Below are 20,019 nucleotides of genomic sequence, written 5' to 3' on the forward strand. Positions count from 1 at the left end.
AAAATAACGATGAAAAAAATCAGTTTATATCTAATTTGTATTTCCCTACTCGCGCTCAATTTCTCTTGTGATACCGACGAAAAAGTAGTGGATCAGGTTTTGGAAACCTACACCTCCGGAGCCGTATTAAGAACCCTGGAAACAGTTCCAGATGACGAAGATGAAGCGTTTGATATGTTCAGGACGGAAAACTCTTTTTCTGTTACGGTTGAAGAACAAGACGAAACCGAAGGCGAACTTATCGACCGTGTTGACCTTACCGTTGACTATGTGGACAACAACAAGGACGACAACGATGTCAGTGTATCCGGTGTTGCCTATAGCACTATTCCGGCATCTGCTTTTACAGTAGGTGACAGAGGATTGCCAAGCACCAGCTTTTCATTCACCATGGAAGAGGCTTTGACCACTTTGAACATTCCATTGACCGAAGTTCTACCTGGAGATAGAATCATTATGAATCTTGAACTATTCTTCACCGATGGTAGGTCTTTTAAAGCCAGTGATGCTGCCGTAACGGTAACAGGAGGCTCGTTCTTTAGCTCACCTTTCCTGTATTCCCTATTGATCGATGATGGTATTGCTTTCGATTATGAAGTAACCACAAGCGACGAAATAGATCTATCCGAAGGTGCTGTAGTCGAAGATTATGAAGCATCCATCAGCATTGATGATGCCAGTGAAGGAAGCCTTTTAGAAACATTGAATATTTACAGGACTTTCAGGGACTTGACCATTGGTGACGACAATGTAAATCTTTCTGAAGAAGAGGCACTTTTCGAAACTTATGCCATTGCAGACCTTGATTTGGTAGATGGGGCTAGAACTCTAGACATCTCTTATACTATCGAAGAACTTTTAGGTGAGGACTTGGAACTATCCGATCTTGCTGTAGGTGACGATATTAAACTAAGATACGAGATAATTACTACGGACGGTAGAATTGTTACCACCGATGAGAATGATACCGAGTACTTCTTTAGCATATCGACTTCTCAGTGCGTTCAATTGAATGCCGATGGTCCATATGCCGGTGACTACATTATCAACATGGCCGATAGCTACGGGGACGGATGGAACGGTGGATTCCTGACCGTTACTTTGGACGGCGAGGAAGTTCCTGGATCTCCTTTCAGGGTCGAAACAGGTTCCGAAGCCACAGGTGAATTCACAGTACCGGAAGGCGCCACTTCTTTGACCGTGGTCTATACCAGTTTGGAATGGGACGATGAAAACACTTTCACCATTCTAGACCCTAATGGTAAAAAAGCAGCCGTGGGATCGTTCCCTCGCACCAATGGCCAAGGACCAATAGAATATCCTATAGAACTAAAAGTTTGTGAATAATTTTTTTGAATATAGTTCCTAATTACTTCAAAGGTCACTTTAATCGGTGGCCTTTGTCTTTTTCTTATATTGTAGCATGAAACCTAACAAACTCATTTATACTTTACTCCTCTTTCTTTTAATTTATTCTTGTGATAATAATTCAACCACCGAGGGTGTATTACCTGATGAGGAACAGCAAGACAATACGGACGATGGACCGGACAATAACGATGACCCCGATCAGGACAATGGCAATGCGCCTACTTATGAAAAGGCCGGTGAAGTAGAAATATTAAACTCCGATCTTATAGATCAAAATCCTGTATTGATCAATGATGCAGGAAACAATTTGGTCTATTTAATGAACAAAAAAGGGGAAATCATATTCGATTGGAACATTAATAACGGTAATCTGGGCAACGATTGTATTATAGAGAGCAACGGCAAACTGCTGGCCATGCTCGAATCCGAGGAAACTTTGATAGCGCTAGGTGGGCAAGGTGGCAAAATAGAACTTTTGGACAAAGAGGGCAATGTGGAATGGCAGTTCACATATTCATCCGAAGATTATATTCTACACCACGATGCCGAACGAATGCCCAACGGAAACGTGCTACTTATGGTATGGGAAAAATTATCAGCTTCCAATGCCATAGCAATCGGGTACAAACAAGAAATTGATATTTATCCAGATGCCATAATTGAAGTCGACCCAACCAACAACGAAATCGTATGGGAATGGCACATGTGGGACCATCTTGTTCAGGATTACGACGAAAATCTACCGTATTATGGTAGTATTTCAGAAAATCCGCATTTAATAGACATCAACTACAATCAACTCGAAAATGGAGATGTAAGCCACGCAAACGGCATTGAATACGACGCCACCAACGATATTATCTACCTCAGTGTTAACTTTTATCACGAAATTTGGGCAATCGATCATAGCACCACTACAGAGGAAGCCTCCTCGCACGAAGGTGGAAATTATAATATGGGAGGTGACCTGATCTATCGATTTGGAAACCCGGAGGCCTATGGAGATTTCGAATCCAAAAGGATGTTTAACAACAACCACCATCCCAATCTTATCGAAGACAATACAATGTTTGTTTTTGGAAACGGCTCCGACCAGCTTCAATCTACTGTTTTTGAGATTGAAATACCCGAAACCTTTAAAAACCAAAATAACGAATTCAATGAACCCTCAATCCTCTGGAGTTTTACGGACCCAGAATTGTTTTCCCCGAAAGTATCCGGTGCAGTTACACTGCCCAATGGCAATATTCTGATTACCGAAGGAGATTTCGGTGTCTGGGAAGTTACACGGGATAAAGAAGTGGTCTGGAAATTTTCAGGTGACGGTTTCTATTGGAGAACCTACAGCTATACAGAGAACGAACTTATATCGAATGACATACTAAACCCTAATTAATGAAATATTCAATTTTTACCGTATTTATCGCATTAACTTTTAACGGATTTGCACAACTGTCCTCCGCTCCCACTACCGAACAAGGAATGTTCGACGCAGCAAGAGGAGGAAGTCCCCAATTGAACCTGGTAATGATGGAGCTAAGAAACAAGAAAAGTTCCTTTAATGAAAACTCCAATATTTTGGGCTCTCCGTACTACACCAAAAACTTTGTCCGAAGCAAAGTTTTTTATGATGGTGAATTTACAGGCGAATTTATGGTTCGCTACAATGCGTTCAACAACGAGTTCGAAATAAAGGAAAGTGCCCAAGGGGACAAACCGTTAAAATCTTTTTTACCGGACAAAAAAATAGAAGTGCTCTATGGTAGCAAAATGATGAAGTTCTCCACCTTTATCAACAGGAAAAAAGAAACTAAAAACGGCTACTTGGCAACCATTTGGGAAGGTGATAAATACAAGCTCTACCACAAACTATCCGTAAAGTTCACCGAAGGAAGATCAGCCGTAAATTCCATGGTACAAAGTACACCGAGCAGATTTACCCATTTTTCAGAATATTATTTTCAAAAGAAAGGGGTAAACCGAATCGATGAGGTCGATACCCGAAAAGGAAAATTTTTGAAACTATTTACGTCGGATCAAAGAAAAACAATAAACGAAATCTTAAAAACCGAAAAAACCGATTTAAACGACGAGAACGACTTAAAACTGTTTTTTCAAAAAATAGACTCCTTATGAAACCTATAGTACTTATTCTTTTTTTAAGCACAACCTGTCTTGCTTTTGGGCAGGTTTTGGACACTAACGATGCATCGGTTCGTGCCGCACTTGGCAACGCACAAGTAGAAGGAAGCCCATTGGCCAATTATTTTCAGAGAAGAACTCCTGCAATGGACCAGCTAATGCGGGATGTAAAAAACAATGGTACAACACAGTCTTTCTATATAGGCGCCCAAGAAGGTTCCGCTTACGAAAACGAAAAATTTACCAATGGAAAAGTTTACAGTAAAGACGAACTTTTGGACGACGTTTATTTTAGGTACAATGCCTTTTCCGATGAATTGGAAGTAAAAAAGACCCAGTTGGAAGAAGAAGACTATCAGGCACTTATAAAGAGTAACGATATCTATATCATCTCCAATAGCGGCAAAAAGTATATCTACAACCAATTCTTCGATAAAAAAGGAGAGGTACAAAATGGCTATCTTATTCTTTTATCTGCCGGAGAAAAGGCATCTTTGTACAAACAATACGATGTTAAATTTTTTGAAGGCAAAGAAGCTGAAAATTCCATGGTAAACCCTATACCCAGTAGATTTACACCATTTATTGGATATTATGTGCAAATGGAAGGATCGGATAAAATTGTAAAACTACCCACTAAAAAGAACAAACTTTTTAAGTTTTTAGAGGATAATATTGCAGGATTTGATGCAAAAAGCTTCAGAAAAAAAGACATCGATTTAGATACGGACCAAGGTCTTTTGATACTTTTTAACAATCTTTATTAAATCTGATCGATCACTATTGAAATCTGACCACACCATTTACGGCATACGGGCGATCCAAGAAGCGATTCATTCCGGAACCCCAATAAACAAAGTTTATCTACAAAAAGGATTACAGGGTGATCTTTTTACACAATTGGAGGAGGACATAAGAAGAAGCAAAATAAGTCATTCTTATGTCCCTCTTCAAAAATTGGACAAATTGGCACATGGCAATCACCAGGGAGCCGTGGCCAAAATTTCCCAAATAGCATTCCAAGATTTTGAATCTGTTGCAGAAGCCGTAATGGCAACCGAAAAATTACCGCTCTTCCTATTATTGGATCAAGTAACCGATGTACGCAATTTTGGAGCAATAATACGTACTGCAGAATGTACCGGTGTTCATGCGATTATAGTACCTACCTCCGGGTCGGCCCCTCTGAACGAGAATGCGATTAAAACATCTGCCGGGGCTGCTTTTAACATTCCCATTGCCAAAGTAGATCACTTAAAGGACGCTATTTTTTACCTACAGTCCTCGGGGGTTGTTGTCACCGGAGCCACGGAAAAAGCGGAACATGAGATCTATAGTTTGGATTTTAACCAACCTACGGCCATAATTATGGGCTCAGAGGAAAAAGGTATCTCCCCCTCCACTCTCAACATATTGGACCATAGGGCAAAACTACCTTTAATGGGCAAAATTGGCTCGCTAAATGTATCTGTTGCCTGTGGCGTTTTCCTTTACGAAGTAGTAAGGCAGCGAAATACGTAGGCATCAATCCTTATCGGACTCTTTGTAGTGGTATTTGATTTCCACTTTTTGGACAGGTTCATCTTCCTCAGATGATGCTATAAAATTGCCGTTTTCATCAAAATGTTGTAGAAATGGGTCGTCCTTCTCGTTGTAATCATCCTTTTCCCAATCGTACTTTCGAACTTCGGGAACAGGTACTTTGGTAAAAAAGGCAAAGAGCAATCCAGTTACAAAACCTGCCAAGTGCCCTTCCCACGAAATACCATCCTTTACCGGGAAAATATACCAGATCATACTGCCATAGATAAAAACAACCACTAAAGAAAGTGCAACCAAACGATAATTTTTGGCCAAAATGCCCTTAAAAAAGATAAAACTGGCCAATAAATAGATCACCCCGCTTGCACCAATATGGTACGATGGTCTAGCAATCGCCCACGTGAGAATACCCGAGACAAGCGTCCCCAAAAGCAATACCCGTAGTGCGGCACTATTATAAAAATAAAACAAGAAAGCCGTTAAGACCGCCAACGGGATGGTATTGTTGTACAAATGCGTAATGGACCCATGGATAAAAGGACTGAACACTACACCTTTTAACCCGGATAGCCTACGGGGGTATACCCCATACTCGTTAAGGTTGATGCCGAATTTGACCTCGACCCAAAAAACCACCCAAATGGCCAGAACGGCAAACAAGGGTACAAAAACCACCGAATTTGAAAATTTAAATGTATCCGCACTCATATTACCACAAAATCAAACATCCCGCCACAATCCTAAAATTATACAAATTGTCAGGCATACCATAAAATCCATTGATGAAAGACCATCAAAAATATTTTATTTTTACGCCATGAACGAACCTTTGGCAGAACGCATACGTCCTAAAACGTTAGAAGATTATATAAGTCAACAGCATTTGGTGGGCAAGCAAGGAGCATTGACCAACCAGATAAAAAACGGCGTTATTCCTTCTTTGATTTTTTGGGGACCTCCCGGAACGGGAAAAACCACCTTGGCCAATATTATTGCAACAGAAAGCCAAAGGCCATTTTACACATTGAGCGCTATCAGTAGCGGTGTTAAGGATGTTAGGGAAGTTATAGACAAAGCCAAACAGAGCGGTGGACTTTTTACGTCCAAAAATCCGATTCTTTTTATTGATGAAATCCATCGGTTTAGCAAATCGCAACAAGATTCGTTGCTTGGAGCGGTTGAAAAAGGCTGGGTCACTTTGATTGGTGCGACCACGGAAAACCCAAGCTTTGAAGTAATTCCTGCACTTTTATCACGGTGCCAGGTTTACGTCTTGAACCCATTTGGCAAAGACGACCTTATCGCCTTGTTGGAACGTGCCATAAAAACTGATGCTCAACTTGCCAAAAAAGAAATAATCCTAAAGGAAACCGAAGCCCTCCTGCGATTGTCGGGAGGTGATGGCAGAAAATTGCTGAACATTTTTGAATTGATCATAAATTCCGAAGCCAGTGACAAAATAGTCATCACCAACGAATTAGTGCAAAACAAGGTGCAAAAAAACACCGTGCTTTACGACAAGACCGGTGAACAGCATTACGATATAATTTCGGCATTTATTAAAAGTATTCGTGGCAGCGACCCAAATGCCGCCGTATATTGGTTGGCCCGAATGATCGAAGGTGGCGAGGACGTTAAATTTATTGCCCGTAGAATGGTAATTCTTGCATCGGAGGATATAGGAAACGCCAATCCGACCGCCTTGGTACTTGCCAATACCACGTTCCAGTCCGTTACAACCATTGGTTACCCAGAAGCGAGACTTATTTTAGGACAATGTGCGGTTTACTTGGCAAGTTCGGCCAAAAGTAATGCCAGCTATATGGCCATCAACGAAGCACAACAAACGGTTCGCAAAACCGGTGACCTATCCGTGCCCATGGCCATTCGCAATGCCCCGACCAAATTAATGAAAGACCTTGGCTATGGCAAGGGTTATGACTATGCCCATAACCACGAAAACAACTTTGTGGATTTTGAATTTCTACCGGATGAAATAAAAGGCACTACCTTTTATAAGCCTGGCAATAATCCCAGGGAAAATGCCATGAAGGATTTTTTAAAGAAAAGGTGGAAGAACAAATATGATTATTAAAACTTGATGTTCAATTCTTTTTGGATTTTCTCCCCATTATCTGAATACTCCAATATCCATTTATCATTTTTCTTAAAAACCAATGCGTTGTTTCCGTTATAACTGGTCATAAAAACATTGTCCATGGATGTTTCTTCCAGTTTTAGCACCACTTTAGGACTACTGTCCACTAGCTGATACCCATTTGCTATGGCCTGTGCATACAAAACATTAGATGGGTCCGGAAGTTCTGTTTTCTCCACTACTGCCCTGGTGATATTACTTGACTTTGGCTCTATGGCCTTATAAACTTGCTCATCCATTGTGGATTTTTGCTCAACTACATACTTTGCCGGCTCTTCTTCCACGGTTTTAACATCGTCCTTAAAACTTATGGTTACCGGAGCTTCGTCCTGCACCTTCACTTTTGTTTTTGGAACATAGCTATAATTCATCCCAGAAAAGGAAACGAAGGCTTTTTGGATAGCATCCTTGTAGGATTCATTGAATTCTTTGATTCTACTCTTGCCCTCCATAGATCGGAATACTTCAACATTATTGCAATCTTTTAAGGTAATGTTCAATTTTGTGGCAAACAAGGAAGAGCTATCTTCGATATCGGCCACCAGACCTAAACATCTTTCATTTGCCAAGTCCGAAGGCAGAGCGTCATCATATACGGCATTGAACCCGTTTTGCTCAAAATAATATTTGACCAACGTACTGGTCTGGTACTTGTTTACTGTTTTGTAGGCTTCAAATTTCTTGGGAACAATAATATATTTATAGTTGTTCAGTTGAGCATTTACAGCTCCGCTCACCCCCATTGCAAATAGCAATATGTACAATACTTTTGTTTTCATATAGATGGTATACTCAATTATCGTTCCAAGATATAATATTAAATCCGAACTGTAAAGAAGCATAGTGACTGTCGGCCATATTCGAATAACTGAGTAGATTGTCCGCCAAGACATAAAAATTTACCGGCCCCATTTGAAGACTAGTGCCCAGTCCAACATTTGTATAGGAATATTTGTCCAACGTATATGTTGCTTTTAAGGCAATCGCCCTTCCGAGCCTTCTCTGGTAAAAACCCGTTAACGCCGGTTGAATACCTTTAGGTCTTTTGATCATGAACAATTGTCCGCCCAAGCTGTTCCTGTAATAATCCCGATTTATTCCTCCTCCGGGATTTACGGCACACCCACAATTATCGGACAGTGGGTTTCCCCCTTCTCCAAAATCGTAACGGATAGATCCGTACAGTTTTACAGGCCTCCAAGAAATATATGCTTCCTGGTTTTCCCCATGTGGCAATGCTTCGTCTATCTCATCGATCAGGTCTTGCCATAAATCATTGTCCAGATTGTTTATATCATCCGGAAGAATGACAGAAATGCCATCGGTAACGGTACTACCGCTAAAGGTATAGTTCCAAACATCTTTGGCGTTATAAATAAATCCTAAATCCAATATGCTGCCAGTGATGGTCGTCTGTTGATTTAGTTGGTGACTAAACCCAAAATCCAGTCCGAGACCAAGATTGCCCCCCAATAAAACACGTTTGGAAAACAACCGCTCAACATCTTTTCTTGTTGTTCCAGAATCTTCGTCCACAATATCATAAAACCCTTTTACACCTGCCGTTTGAAGCTGCATGTCTGCGTTAATGGCACTTTCAAAAATATTGTTGGTTCCTTGGGTGGTTACAAACGACCCAGAGTTCTTTATGGATTGAAACTGAAAAATACTCGAATAGAGCTTGCCCCTGATTCCCATGGTAAGATCGGAGTTCACTTTTCTGTTGATACCAAAATGAAGAACATTGACCATTTCTCCTCGAACGTTTAAATCACCCAGATCAAAACTTCGGCCAATATTGTTGCCTCCATTGCCCTCAAAGGCCAATATAGCTAGATCTTTGGGCCAATAAGAGATAACATCCATTTCCCCGTACATTCCAAAGGAATAATAATCATCCAGTCTGTTTTTTCCTCGAAAACCAATGGTAAACCCCTCTATCTGGCTTGTTGAACCAAAATCGTCCCTATTGCCCATTACATCAAGCAATCGCTCTTGGACCTTTGTAGTGAAATCAACACCGTCATTGGCAAAAAGATCGTTTACGGTTACCCCACTGCTAGCTCCCTGAACCGATATGCCCGATATTACCGGAACTCCTACATGCCATTTTTGTGAGGTCTTTATCCCTGGGTTTATCATTAAAGATTGGGGAATCTCATAAAAGTCGTACAACAACTGCTTGTTTTGGGCAAAAGTTGTTGCACAGCAAAAAACAACGGCTGAAAAAATCTTGCATACCATTCTCATAGCAGCTCAAATTCAAATTCCGCCCCAGAACGTAAAATAACCTTTGGATCCTCGTTGGAAGATACACTGCTACTATCACTTAAGTTATTACCGGATATCCGTAAACCCGAAGTATTGATAAGAATATCCAGACTTTTTCCTCCGGGTCCGTAATATACTTCTCTGGTTATTATATCTGTTGTATTGGCCGGGACGTTAAAAACTTCTGTGTCCAAAACCTGACCATCTTCACTTAAAAAATCGATGGTAACCCGTAGTTGTTTGCTTGTTGTATTTTCCAATTCGTAAAGAATTGTCCCTTCCAACAAACGTTCCGAGACGTACTCTTCATTAAAAGCATCAAAATTTACTTCCTGAAAATAAAACGAATTAAAAGGACCTGCTTGATTTATAGAAGCTTCGTCCGATTCCAGATAAAAAATACCTGTGGACAAAGTCGGGGTAAGACTTAAATCTTCGATCTGATCAAAGTTTTGTTCTTCGGTACAAGAAACCAAGGTGCACAGAAAAGCTGTTACCAAAGCAAGTAAATAGGGTAATTTTTTCATAGCCAAAAAATGGGGTATGCCACTTTTTAGATAACTCTATAATATGCTTTTTATTTCAATAAGATCGTTAATCATTCTACATTCACCGTGATTTGGATCATTATGAAAATTGTAGTGAAGCACTTGCATCCCCATGGCCTTTGCCCCCAAAATATCGGCTTCCAAGCTATCCCCAACCATAAGTGAATTTTCCGGTCTTACCTCGGCCAGGTCCAAAGCCAACTTAAAAATATGCGGATTCGGTTTTTTAACCCCTGCCATCTCCGAATCTATTACTTTCTCAAAAAAATGGTGTATGCTGCTCCCCTTCAACTTTTTGTTCTGCACTTCCTGAAACCCATTGGTAATAATGTGCAATCTGTATTTTGGAAATAGATATTCCAGAACGGGCAGCGTATTGGGCAATAGATGGGTAAACGATGACAAATGCGCAATATAATCGTGGGCCAGTGCATTGATCATATCATCGGAAATGGATATGTTCAGAACATCAAAAGTTTTTTTCAACCGTTGGTATCGCAACTCCGATTTACTGATGCCATTTTTACGATACAAGGCCCACATTTGTAGGTTGATGGGGGCATAAATTTCCAAAAAACCATTTAAATCCACTTCTACTTTATGATGGTCAAGAATTTTGGCAAATGTAAGGGCCGAATTCCTCTCAAAATCCCATAGGGTGTGATCTAGATCAAAAAAAATATCGGTTACTTTATGTTCAAACATAATAGCGCTTTAACATGGCTTGATACAGTTCCATCCAATCCCATTGTTGTTTTCCGCCCAGTAGTTCGTTGGAAAACACAAGGACAAATTCTCCCTTGACCTGTTTTACCATTCGGTACAAATTGTCCATTTTTTCAAATACCTCTTCCTTTTTCTTAAACTTGAGCAAAGCATAATCGTGCATGGCGAAGGGGTGTATTTTAATGGGCTGCCTCACCTCGGTGTTTATATCGTAAAAATAAAAAGGGGTGCAAGTGCCCGCCCTAAAACCTATTTCGTGTGTATAGCCCATAGAAAAATCGTCTGTAAATTCTGTTTCTACCAAGTTACGGTATGTGGCCGGAACGTTGACTTTATTATAGCGGAGCCTGGCATAGTTGATGGGCCTATTGATCAAATTGCCCAACTGCTTCTTTTCTTCTTTAAGCACATTCTTGTCCAACGAGGATACAAAAGAGGTACTAAGGGAGACTGCACTATAATCCGCTACGGATTTTATTAGGTAACGGAACTTGTTATTGTTTGTGGATATGTTCTTATCGTGGGCCGAATGCTTGGCGAATTGAAAAAAGAACATGGTCTCGATCGGAAACCTTTTGTGTATTTCCACCAGTTCCAAAAAATTATCGTAAGGATCTTTTTTGATGCCCAATACAACGGAAATACGCTCCCAAACATTTCTGAACTTGAAATTGCCCAAATCCAATAAGAGCCCTCCAATGGTTCTTGATGGCCCTCTAAGGGCGTAGGCATGGGAGGTGGTAACATTAATGATCGATGTAAACCGATACCCATTTTCCTTATTTTCCAATTCGGGAAAACGCTCTTTCAAAGCTTTGAACAGCTTATATGCCCACAGATCTACCACTGGCAGTTCTAAAAAATTGTTTTGATAAGCAATACTTTCCTTTACGGGAAATCTGCCCACACTATCCTTTACATGAGGCAAATACTCTTCATACCTACTCAATAGAAAAAAACTTGCGGAAAAAATATCGAAAGGTACCGTGCTTTTATCTCCCGCCGAGAAGAAACAAGGTATGTCGTCCCAATCGGCGACCTTTATATCCAGATCATTAATGCCCTGTTCGAACAAAAGGTCGTTGCTTCGAATAAAAAACTCATTTTGCAACGGTTGTTTGGAATAGGTCATCTTGGGGCCATTATGCTTTATAAAGTCTTCCACCTTTGTGGTAAAACCTATCTCCACTCCCAAGATCCTTTCAAAAATCTGTTTGGCAGTATATGTTAATCGGTTGGTTACCTTATGGGTAAATATCAATAACATGGGCTATAATATTCCTTTGTCCGCAAAACTAAGATAGTCTTGTCTGGCCAATATCAAATGATCTAATATTTTAATGTCCAGAGATTCCGAAGCTATCTTCAACTTGTCGGTAAGTTGTTTGTCTGCCTCACTCGGCCTTAACGTACCCGATGGATGGTTGTGTGCCAAAATCAATCCGACGGCACCCAGTTCCAAAGCTAGTTTGAGCACCAACCTAACATCCACCAAAGTTCCGGTTATCCCTCCCTTGCTCAACTGGCATTTATGGAGCACCTTATTCGAATTATTCAGGTACACTATCCAAAACTCCTCGTGCGGCAACTCGCCGATCAAAGGGTAGAGCAGCTCGTATGCATCGTAGCTACTTTTAATTTTTGTAATCTTGGCGGTATCTTCCGTTCTCCTTCGTCGACCTACTTCCAAAGCCGCGGCAATGGAAACCGCCTTGGCTTCCCCAATACCTTTAAATCGCATTAATTGGTTTACGGAGAGCTTCCCAAGTTCGTTAAGGTTATGGTCGACCGAAGCCAATATCCGTTTGGCCAGCTCCACGGCGCTTTCCTCCCTACTGCCCGATCCGATCAAAATAGCGATCAATTCTGCATCGGACAATACTGAGCTTCCTTTTTGCACCAATTTTTCTCTGGGTCGATCATCGTCCGCCCAATTTTTAATGGAAAAAGAAGCTAGTTTATCTTGCATGGCCTAAAGATAGAAGAATAATTTTATGTACCTTGGGCATAAAGAATTCAAAAATGAAATCGCTTTTTAGTCCCGAGGCCCACAAAGAAATATTGGAACGTATCGATAACCTATCGAATTCTTCCGAAAGGCAATGGGGCAAAATGGAAGTGGGTCAGATGCTGAATCACTGTCAATACCCACTAAAAATTTCGTTAAAAAGATACAATCCCAATAACCGACCCAACCTAATGCTGAAACTTATGGGGAAGTTTTTCAAAAAAAGCTTGTACAACGATAAACCATGGAGACAAAACCTTCCAACGGCCAAAGGTTTAAAAGTAACCGAGTCCAAAGATTTTGGCAAGGAAAAAGATAAATTGATAGGGTTGATCAATGATTTCCATCAAGAAAAAGATAAGAAAGAATGGGATCCACATCCGGTTTTTGGCTCGTTTACCCCAGAGCAATGGGGACAAATGCAATATAAACATCTGGACCATCATTTGCGACAATTTGGGGTTTGAGAATCTTATCCAAAAGTTGCCATGGCCTCGTAAAACTCGACCTCATCAATACCCATTTGTTGACATATCCACTTGGCCCCTGCCATACACCTTAGTTTTTCCTGTCCAGAAATTTTCAAGGGCATTTCACCATCCGGGGTATCCACAAACACTTCACCATCCATTACTTGGTATGCCGGGGTTGAATATGGAAATTTTCGGATAGGGTTTTCAGATGCTTCGACCCGCTTTTTAACCTCGACATCCTCCTCATTATAGGTAATGCTGCCGCCTTTTACAACACTATCCACAAACTTAGCGTACGTCTCGGCATTGTTATCAAAATCTGGTTGCACCGAAGTTTCATCATAATAAATATCGCTCAGTAAAGCTATGTTCGGGCGAATGGATTGGAGTTGGTAACCTCCTTCCACGATTACATTACCACCATCGATGATCACAAAATCGTTCTCGTCTGTCAAACGAATTTCAGTGGGTTTGGACAAGACATAGTCAACCTGAAGTTCGTTGTAGACGCAAACATGAAAAACCATGGCAGCAACCGTTGCACTGTTATTGGTCCCCGCTATAACCACCCTAGTTTTAAGTTTGGTCTGCTCGAACAAAAATTGGGAACAGGTCAGTATATTTAAATTGAGTTCCTTTGCCTTGAGCAACTCTGGATTATCAGGTTTTACATTAGGACCGAATACTACTGCGTCCAACCGATCATGGATTTTATCGGTAAACCAACCTGCTTTCTGGGCAATCTGACCCCGCTCTTTTACACCCGATGCGAGGGAATCGTTGAATGTTTCTTCACTGCCGGTTACAGTTGCCCCTTTTTTGTACAAGGCCACGGCCAAATTCAACATGTTTATTTCGCCCAAACCAATAAAATGTACCTGCATTGTTTTTATTTTTTTGAACCGCAAAAATAACCATTGCCGATGCCATTGCAAATAGGGATGTTCGATATTCCATTTGGAGCTAACTCCAAAAATCATCAAAAACACAATACTTTAAACCATCTGTACTGATAAGTCTGCATTAAGTACATGCAAGCCCGCCCTAAAAACTTTTTTTATTATTTTTGTGACTTCTAACCTCAAAAAGCATATCGCGTTGTAACCCCACAACCGATTTTTAATTGTTTTTAATACCGTTGTTTTCAGTTCTTCCCCGAATTGACCTACAACTTTTTGACCTACTTAAAAATGACAAAAAACAACCTTGCCCATATTTGGCATCGTGCTTTTGGGGTTACTATATTGTTCTTGACTGTTGTACAGTCCATGTATTCCCAATGTGCTGGAGAAGACAATACGATAACCGTTTGCAACAAGTATGATGATATCTCAAATCAAACTTTTGATTTATTCACAAACTTGAACGGAATGCCCGACCCAGGTGGTACTTGGTCCACACCAAACTCCAACATCATTGGTGCCTTGGACACCAATACAGGAATACTTAACCTTTGGGAAGTAAGCTATTTCGGGGAACATCAGTTCACCTACACCAATCCAAATTGCAACGAATCTGCTACCATCACACTGTTCTTAGGCGGTTACGCTGGACAGGATAATATTGATGGAAGTGCGAATGCGTGCAGTGATGGACCCGTAAACATGTTCAATTTTTTAGGAAGCTTAATAGATGGAGAGGTTCCAGACTTTAATGGTGTTTGGGCTGAGGACCCCAATACAGAAACGGGTTTTTTAAACGGCAATCTATTTGATGCCCAAGCTGCAGGTCCTGGAGAATACATTTTCACCTACACCGTACCCGCAGTGGATGTATGTCCAGGAATGCAATCCACCGTGAATTTAGAAGTACACGAGGCGCCAAATTCTGGCGAACCTATCGACTTTATAGTCTGCACTACAGACGACCTATCCGGTTTTACAAATCTTGATTTGAACGATTTACTAAACAATGAAGATCCAAATGGAGTATGGTCCGAAGTCAATACCAATCAACTTGAAAATCTTCAGGACCACTTTGTGAATGTGGATGACATCAACACAAATCATGGATATGGGAGTTACAGTTTTACTTACACCGTTCAACCCTCACATCCTGTTTGTCCAGAATCTTCCACGGAGGTTTTCATCATCATTCTTCCTACATTAAATGGCTCCTTGGAGTCCGAAAACTACTGTTTGGGAACACCCTACGAAGTTACTTTAAACTACGATTCGTCGCTTTTACCATCGGGACAATATCAAATTGATTATCGTGTCACCAGTAGCGAGGGAAATCAAGATGAGTCTGCCAGTATTCTCTTGGAAAACGGAACGGGCACGTTCAATGTGATGCCCTCGGCAGTCCCCATAAATGAAACGGTACAAGTAAACGTAATTGGAATAATAGGCACCCTACCCGAACAAATGATCTGCGATGATATTGATGTGGCACAGACAGAATTTTTGGTATCTAATCCAGTCGCCTCTGCCGAGAATATCTGCCCTAACAATCCAGTGAACGTGAATCTGGAAAGCATCTTGGATGCCATGGCGAATCCTACCAACGAAATACATTCCATAAATTATGATGTAATACTTCCCGATAACGCTGTGGTAAACCTATCAGAACAGAATATTGCGTTTACCAATGGTTCTGCATCATTCCAAATTCCAGCGGAGCAATTTCAGCTCTCGGGATCATACACCGTAGAAATCACGGTTGAGGATAGTTATGAAATCGGCTGCACTATCAACACAGGAATTCAGGTACAGCCCATTCCCGAAGAAATTCAGTTGGATATTGCCGTGGACAACAATTGTGATGCCACATCAATTGATGTGCTTGTAGATGCCCCCAACCTTCCAAACGGAAGCTACACGATTGAATACGAAGTTGTGGAACAAAATAGCCAAACCAGTCTAACGGACAACAGTATTAATTTCATGGGAGGAGTTGCTGTTTATGGAATCGATATTGCCAATCTCCCCGATGGAGATTACATGGTACTTCTAAAGAGTACACAAGACGACACTACTCCTTGTAGAACACAATTCGAATTTGAACTTCAAGAAGGTTTTTCGATTGGAAGAGAACCTATTGTGGTAGACGCAGAAGAACAACAATCCTTTTGCTTGAACAATGACACCCCAACTTTGGAGGACATTACGGTTACCACAAGTGGCTCTGTTTCCTTTTATCCAACTGCGGACAGTCAGGAAGCACTGCCTTTGGATACTGAGTTGGAAGATGGCGAGGATTATTACATCTCCAGCACCGATCAGAACAACAACTGCGTCAGCGAAGAACGTACCAGGGTTCAAGTATCTTTTTTCACATCAGGTGTACCCACTACCAACAATTCCAATCCAGTTTTATGTGCTTCTGAAAACTTTACATTGTCAGATCTCTCAATCTCTGCGCCCAATGGAGGAAATGTGGTTTGGTACGATGCGGATTTAGGCGGGACCATTTTGGACCCGACAGAAATCCTTATTGATGGGCAATCCTACTATGCAGCAGAACAACTGGATGGATTCTGCGAGAGCAACACCAGATTGGAAATTACACCGATCATTGTGCAACCTCCAATACCCGATTTAATCTCCGATGCACTCTTGGTCTGTGCACTGGATAATCCTACCGTAGCGGAATTGGAATCTCTTGAAAACGTGATTGCGGCAGAAGTGGAATGGTTCAACGTGGCGGAGGGTGGTGCGGCCTTATCTAGCTTCGAACTTTTGGAAGACGATACCGTTTACTACGCACAAAGTTATGATGTGGATACCGGGTGCATCAATACCAATAGAGTCCCCGTAGCGGTCGACCTCAACAATTGTGACCCCAAAAAGTATGGTTTCTTTATTCCAGATGCATTCTCTCCGAATAACGACAGCAGAAACGACACATATTATATTCCCAACATTGAAATAATATTTCCCGATTTCACATTGGAAATCTTTAATCGCTATGGCAATTCACTATTCAAGGGAGATGCCTCCAGACCTGCTTGGGATGGCTCTGGACCTAACGGAAAGACCGTTCCCAACGGGGTCTATTTCTATATCATCAATTTTAACAGGGAAGGTTATCAACCCAAACAGGGAAGACTATACCTAAACCGATAAGCAACCAAATCCATGAAAAGAATTCCAATAACCTTGTTATTATTTCTCAGTTTCGTCGGGGCAAAATCGCAGCAAGACCCACAATATACACAATACATGTACAACCTTAGTGTAATAAATCCAGCCTACACCACAAACGAAAGGGGACTTATCAATTTTGGAGCACTTTACCGGTCTCAATGGCAAAATGTTGAGGGTGCCCCTGAAACATTCACGTTTTTTGCACACGCCACCTTAAGTGACAAGGTGGAAACAGGAATTTCCATCATAAAAGATGAGATTGGGGACGGCGTTCTTTCAGAAAGCAATATTAATGCGGACTTTGCGTATATTTTACAACTGGACTCCAAAAGCAATTTGGCCCTTGGCCTAAAGGGTGGCATTACCTCCTTTGAGACCAATTTTAACAATTTGGTTTTTCCAGAATTCCAAGAAGATGATGCCTTTAATGAAAACATCAATAGTATTTTCCCTACTATCGGAGTCGGTGCATTTTACAATAGATCTAACTTTTACGTCGGGGTTTCGGCCCCTAACCTACTCACCTCAAAACATATCGAAAACCAAGATGGAGTTAGGCGCATAGGTTCGGAGGAAATACACTTGTTTTTTACATCAGGTTATGTATACACCATAAACCCTGAATTTAAATTAAAGCCCTCTATAATGACCAAAATGGTGGAAGGCTCTCCCATTTCTTTGGACACCTCTGTTAATATGCTGTTCAACAATAAATTCGAAACAGGACTTTCCTACCGATGGGGAGATGCTGTAAGCGCAATGTTCAATGTTTCGGTTATGACAGCCATTAGAATTGGCTACGCTTACGATTATACCCTTTCCAATTTAGGTAGCTTCAGTTCTGGGTCGCATGAAATCCTTGTCCTCTTCGATTTGGACCTGCTAGGACTTAAAAAAGGATATGATAAATCACCAAGATTCTATTAAGACCATGAAAAAAGTACTTTTTATCATATTGATTAGTGTACAAACCGTTTTTGCCCAAAAAGAATTGGAGCGTGCCAACACCTATTTTGAACGAGCCTTTTATAGTGATGCCATCCCGCTGTACGAGCAACTCTTAGCTACCAATAAAAGTCAGCAGGTATTACAAAACCTGGCGGATGCCTATTACCGGACTTATGATATGCATTCGGCGGCAAGATGGTACAAGACCCTAACCTCAAGATCTGGAAAAAATGTGGATGCATCCTATTATTTCAAGCTCAATCAATCTTTAAAGGCCATAGGCAAGTATCAAGAAGCAGAAAAAGCATTACAAGCCTATTATCAACACTTGGGTGATTCCGTTTCCGTGGATAAAGGAAGGCAAAACCAACTATACCTTAACAGTATTGAAGCCATTGGGGATAGATTCATGATTAAAAACCTCCCTTTGAACACTCCAGCCTCTGAATTTGCCGCAATGCAAATCGATTCCAACTTGATTTACACCGCTGCCAAAAAAAAGAATACATCTTGGAAAAAAGTGTACCGTTGGAACAATCAAGGATACTTGGATATTTATTCCCATCCCATTGATAAAATCACCCAAAATGATAGTTTTAGCAAAGGACTCCCAGGTAAGGTCAATACCAAAATGCACGAGGGAACTTTTGCTATTACCAATGACCGAAAAACCATTTATTTTACACGGAACAATTTTATAAAAGGAAGAAAACGAACAGACAACAAGAAGGTCTCCAATTTAAAAATTTACAAAGCAGTATGGATAGACGGCGAATGGACCAATATTACAGAATTACCATTTAATAGTGACAACCATTCCACCGAACATCCAACATTGAATTACAACGAAACCAAGCTTTATTTCTCTTCCGACCGCCCAGGCGGCTTTGGGTCGTTCGATTTATACAGCGTTGATATCATTTCCCATGAATCTTACAGTAATCCCGCTAATTTAGGATCATCCATTAATACGGATAAGAAGGAACAATTTCCTTTTTTGGATGCACAAAACAATCTTTACTTTGCTTCAAACGGTCATCCCGGTTTTGGTTTGTTGGATATTTTTATCTCCAAATACGAATCGGGAAGCCACAAAACGCCAGACAATGTGGGACTGCCCATAAATAGTGGGTATGATGATTTTGCAATATCACTTCATTCATCAAAAGAAGGTTATTTCTCATCCAACCGCCCATCGGGCAAAGGCAGTGATGACATCTATTCTTTCAAGGAAATCAAACCTTTGATCATAAAAGAAATTGAAGAAACTCAGCCAGTGGCATCTAACACTCCCGATAAACCCGATGAAAACAAAACATCAGAAGTTGACAAAAATGATGACGCATTTGTTCAAAAAGATGACAAAACCTTTATTAAAACACAACAAATCCATTTTGACTACAACCTTTGGTACTTGAGAAAAGATGTTCGAGGTCGACTGGATGTTGTTGTTCGCATAATGAACAAATACCCAAATATGAAGATTGAAGTAGGCACCCATACCGACAACAGGGGCAATGACAAATACAACTTGGAACTTTCCCAAAAGCGGGCAAACTCCGTAAAAGAATTCTTGGTGGACAATGGAATCTCGGAAGATAGAATCAATGCCGTAGGTTATGGCGAATCGAAACCACTCGTGCAATGCAAAACAGAAAACCACTGCACTGAACAGGACCACGAACAGAACAGGAGATGCGAGTTCACCATACTTGAATGGGAGCAAACCAATAGATAAATATCG

18 protein-coding genes are annotated in these 20,019 nt (G+C 40.9%); 10 read left to right on the forward strand and 8 right to left on the reverse strand.

The annotated features are described in order from the left end of the window. Positions 1-9 precede the first annotated feature (9 nt). The 5 genes from ABTP35_RS03420 to rlmB all read left to right on the forward strand — a co-directional run bounded on the left by ABTP35_RS03420 (position 10) and on the right by rlmB (position 5,034). Complete coding sequence (locus tag ABTP35_RS03420) at positions 10-1,347, forward strand: hypothetical protein (RefSeq protein WP_293293891.1); 1,338 nt, start codon at positions 10-12, stop codon at positions 1,345-1,347. Positions 1,348-1,423: 76 nt separating this feature from the next. Then, positions 1,424-2,767, forward strand: coding sequence for an aryl-sulfate sulfotransferase (locus ABTP35_RS03425; protein WP_293293889.1), 1,344 nt, complete (start codon positions 1,424-1,426; stop codon positions 2,765-2,767). Further along, positions 2,767-3,507 carry a hypothetical protein gene (locus tag ABTP35_RS03430; protein ID WP_293293887.1) on the forward strand — a complete coding sequence of 247 codons (741 nt, stop codon included), beginning with the start codon at positions 2,767-2,769 and terminating at the stop codon, positions 3,505-3,507. The genes ABTP35_RS03425 and ABTP35_RS03430 overlap by 1 nt, the downstream gene beginning before the upstream one ends. Next, the gene (locus ABTP35_RS03435) at positions 3,504-4,280 is read left to right on the forward strand and encodes a hypothetical protein (RefSeq protein ID WP_224837415.1); all 777 of its coding nucleotides are present in this window, start codon (positions 3,504-3,506) and stop codon (positions 4,278-4,280) included. Before ABTP35_RS03430 ends, ABTP35_RS03435 begins: the two co-directional genes overlap by 4 nt. A gap of 16 nt (positions 4,281-4,296) precedes the next feature. Further along, a complete protein-coding gene (gene rlmB / locus ABTP35_RS03440) occupies positions 4,297-5,034 on the forward strand; it encodes a 23S rRNA (guanosine(2251)-2'-O)-methyltransferase RlmB (protein ID WP_224837414.1) in 738 nt (245 codons plus the stop codon). Positions 5,035-5,037: 3 nt separating this feature from the next. On the opposite strand, the gene ABTP35_RS03445 is transcribed toward rlmB, so the two are convergent. Beyond that, positions 5,038-5,763 carry a rhomboid family intramembrane serine protease gene (locus ABTP35_RS03445; protein WP_293293883.1) on the reverse strand — a complete coding sequence of 242 codons (726 nt, stop codon included), beginning with the start codon at positions 5,761-5,763 and terminating at the stop codon, positions 5,038-5,040. 109 nt (positions 5,764-5,872) lie between these two features. Between ABTP35_RS03445 and ABTP35_RS03450 the strand changes: the two genes are divergently transcribed. Beyond that, positions 5,873-7,150, forward strand: coding sequence for a replication-associated recombination protein A (locus ABTP35_RS03450; RefSeq protein WP_224837412.1), 1,278 nt, complete (start codon positions 5,873-5,875; stop codon positions 7,148-7,150). Here ABTP35_RS03450 and ABTP35_RS03455 read toward each other — a convergent pair. The 6 genes from ABTP35_RS03455 to radC form a co-directional block, all read right to left on the reverse strand. Further along, a complete protein-coding gene (locus ABTP35_RS03455; protein ID WP_293293880.1) occupies positions 7,147-7,992 on the reverse strand; it encodes a hypothetical protein in 846 nt (281 codons plus the stop codon). The two genes, ABTP35_RS03450 and ABTP35_RS03455, sit on opposite strands and share 4 nt — an antisense overlap. Positions 7,993-8,005: 13 nt before the next feature. Then, positions 8,006-9,388: a DUF5723 family protein gene (locus ABTP35_RS03460; protein ID WP_313790236.1), complete on the reverse strand. Its 1,383-nt coding sequence runs from the start codon at positions 9,386-9,388 to the stop codon at positions 8,006-8,008. A gap of 71 nt (positions 9,389-9,459) precedes the next feature. Next, entirely contained in the window at positions 9,460-10,011 is a 552-nt protein-coding gene (locus tag ABTP35_RS03465) for a hypothetical protein (protein ID WP_293293878.1), read from the reverse strand. Positions 10,012-10,047: 36 nt separating this feature from the next. Further along, complete coding sequence (locus ABTP35_RS03470) at positions 10,048-10,737, reverse strand: YjjG family noncanonical pyrimidine nucleotidase (RefSeq protein ID WP_293293876.1); 690 nt, start codon at positions 10,735-10,737, stop codon at positions 10,048-10,050. Further along, a complete protein-coding gene (locus ABTP35_RS03475) occupies positions 10,730-12,025 on the reverse strand; it encodes a polysaccharide deacetylase family protein (protein ID WP_224837407.1) in 1,296 nt (431 codons plus the stop codon). The genes ABTP35_RS03470 and ABTP35_RS03475 overlap by 8 nt, the downstream gene beginning before the upstream one ends. A gap of 3 nt (positions 12,026-12,028) precedes the next feature. Continuing rightward, positions 12,029-12,727, reverse strand: a complete 699-nt coding sequence (gene radC / locus ABTP35_RS03480) for a DNA repair protein RadC (protein WP_224837406.1) — start codon at positions 12,725-12,727, stop codon at positions 12,029-12,031. 53 nt (positions 12,728-12,780) lie between these two features. Here radC and ABTP35_RS03485 point away from each other — a divergent pair, with 53 nt between their 5' ends. Further along, the gene (locus tag ABTP35_RS03485) at positions 12,781-13,233 is read left to right on the forward strand and encodes a DUF1569 domain-containing protein (protein ID WP_293293873.1); all 453 of its coding nucleotides are present in this window, start codon (positions 12,781-12,783) and stop codon (positions 13,231-13,233) included. Positions 13,234-13,238: 5 nt separating this feature from the next. Here the strand turns inward: ABTP35_RS03485 and ABTP35_RS03490 are convergent, their stop codons facing one another. Beyond that, positions 13,239-14,123 (reverse strand): Mur ligase domain-containing protein, encoded by an 885-nt coding sequence (locus ABTP35_RS03490; protein WP_293293871.1) that lies wholly within the window; start codon positions 14,121-14,123, stop codon positions 13,239-13,241. A gap of 306 nt (positions 14,124-14,429) precedes the next feature. On the opposite strand from ABTP35_RS03490, the gene ABTP35_RS03495 reads away from it, so the two are divergent. Genes ABTP35_RS03495 through ABTP35_RS03505 form a run of 3 tightly spaced genes read left to right on the forward strand, consistent with a single transcriptional unit; the run spans position 14,430 to position 20,013 of the window. After that, a complete protein-coding gene (locus ABTP35_RS03495; protein WP_293293869.1) occupies positions 14,430-17,306 on the forward strand; it encodes a gliding motility-associated C-terminal domain-containing protein in 2,877 nt (958 codons plus the stop codon). 12 nt (positions 17,307-17,318) lie between these two features. Next, positions 17,319-18,254, forward strand: a complete 936-nt coding sequence (locus ABTP35_RS03500) for a type IX secretion system membrane protein PorP/SprF (protein ID WP_293293867.1) — start codon at positions 17,319-17,321, stop codon at positions 18,252-18,254. Between the two features lie 4 nt (positions 18,255-18,258). Beyond that, positions 18,259-20,013, forward strand: coding sequence for an OmpA family protein (locus tag ABTP35_RS03505; RefSeq protein ID WP_293293865.1), 1,755 nt, complete (start codon positions 18,259-18,261; stop codon positions 20,011-20,013). The last annotated feature ends 6 nt before the right edge of the window (positions 20,014-20,019 follow it).

It is taken from the genome of Flagellimonas alginilytica (assembly GCF_042134605.1).
GTDB classification, from domain to species: domain Bacteria; phylum Bacteroidota; class Bacteroidia; order Flavobacteriales; family Flavobacteriaceae; genus Flagellimonas; species Flagellimonas alginolytica.

Bases quoted from the DNA above. Each gene is read 5' to 3' on its own strand.
- ABTP35_RS03450 (WP_224837412.1), top strand. From the start codon at position 5,873: ATGAACGAACCTTTGGCAGAACGCATACGTCCTAAAACGTTAGAAGAT.
- ABTP35_RS03475 (WP_224837407.1), bottom strand. From the start codon at position 12,025: ATGTTATTGATATTTACCCATAAGGTAACCAACCGATTAACATATACT.
- ABTP35_RS03465 (WP_293293878.1), bottom strand. From the start codon at position 10,011: ATGAAAAAATTACCCTATTTACTTGCTTTGGTAACAGCTTTTCTGTGC.
- ABTP35_RS03425 (WP_293293889.1), top strand. From the start codon at position 1,424: ATGAAACCTAACAAACTCATTTATACTTTACTCCTCTTTCTTTTAATT.
- ABTP35_RS03455 (WP_293293880.1), bottom strand. From the start codon at position 7,992: ATGAAAACAAAAGTATTGTACATATTGCTATTTGCAATGGGGGTGAGC.
- ABTP35_RS03505 (WP_293293865.1), top strand. From the start codon at position 18,259: ATGAAAAAAGTACTTTTTATCATATTGATTAGTGTACAAACCGTTTTT.
- ABTP35_RS03500 (WP_293293867.1), top strand. From the start codon at position 17,319: ATGAAAAGAATTCCAATAACCTTGTTATTATTTCTCAGTTTCGTCGGG.
- ABTP35_RS03420 (WP_293293891.1), top strand. From the start codon at position 10: ATGAAAAAAATCAGTTTATATCTAATTTGTATTTCCCTACTCGCGCTC.
- ABTP35_RS03495 (WP_293293869.1), top strand. From the start codon at position 14,430: ATGACAAAAAACAACCTTGCCCATATTTGGCATCGTGCTTTTGGGGTT.
- ABTP35_RS03490 (WP_293293871.1), bottom strand. From the start codon at position 14,123: ATGCAGGTACATTTTATTGGTTTGGGCGAAATAAACATGTTGAATTTG.
- ABTP35_RS03445 (WP_293293883.1), bottom strand. From the start codon at position 5,763: ATGAGTGCGGATACATTTAAATTTTCAAATTCGGTGGTTTTTGTACCC.
- ABTP35_RS03470 (WP_293293876.1), bottom strand. From the start codon at position 10,737: ATGTTTGAACATAAAGTAACCGATATTTTTTTTGATCTAGATCACACC.
- ABTP35_RS03430 (WP_293293887.1), top strand. From the start codon at position 2,767: ATGAAATATTCAATTTTTACCGTATTTATCGCATTAACTTTTAACGGA.
- ABTP35_RS03435 (WP_224837415.1), top strand. From the start codon at position 3,504: ATGAAACCTATAGTACTTATTCTTTTTTTAAGCACAACCTGTCTTGCT.
- ABTP35_RS03485 (WP_293293873.1), top strand. From the start codon at position 12,781: ATGAAATCGCTTTTTAGTCCCGAGGCCCACAAAGAAATATTGGAACGT.
- radC (WP_224837406.1), bottom strand. From the start codon at position 12,727: ATGCAAGATAAACTAGCTTCTTTTTCCATTAAAAATTGGGCGGACGAT.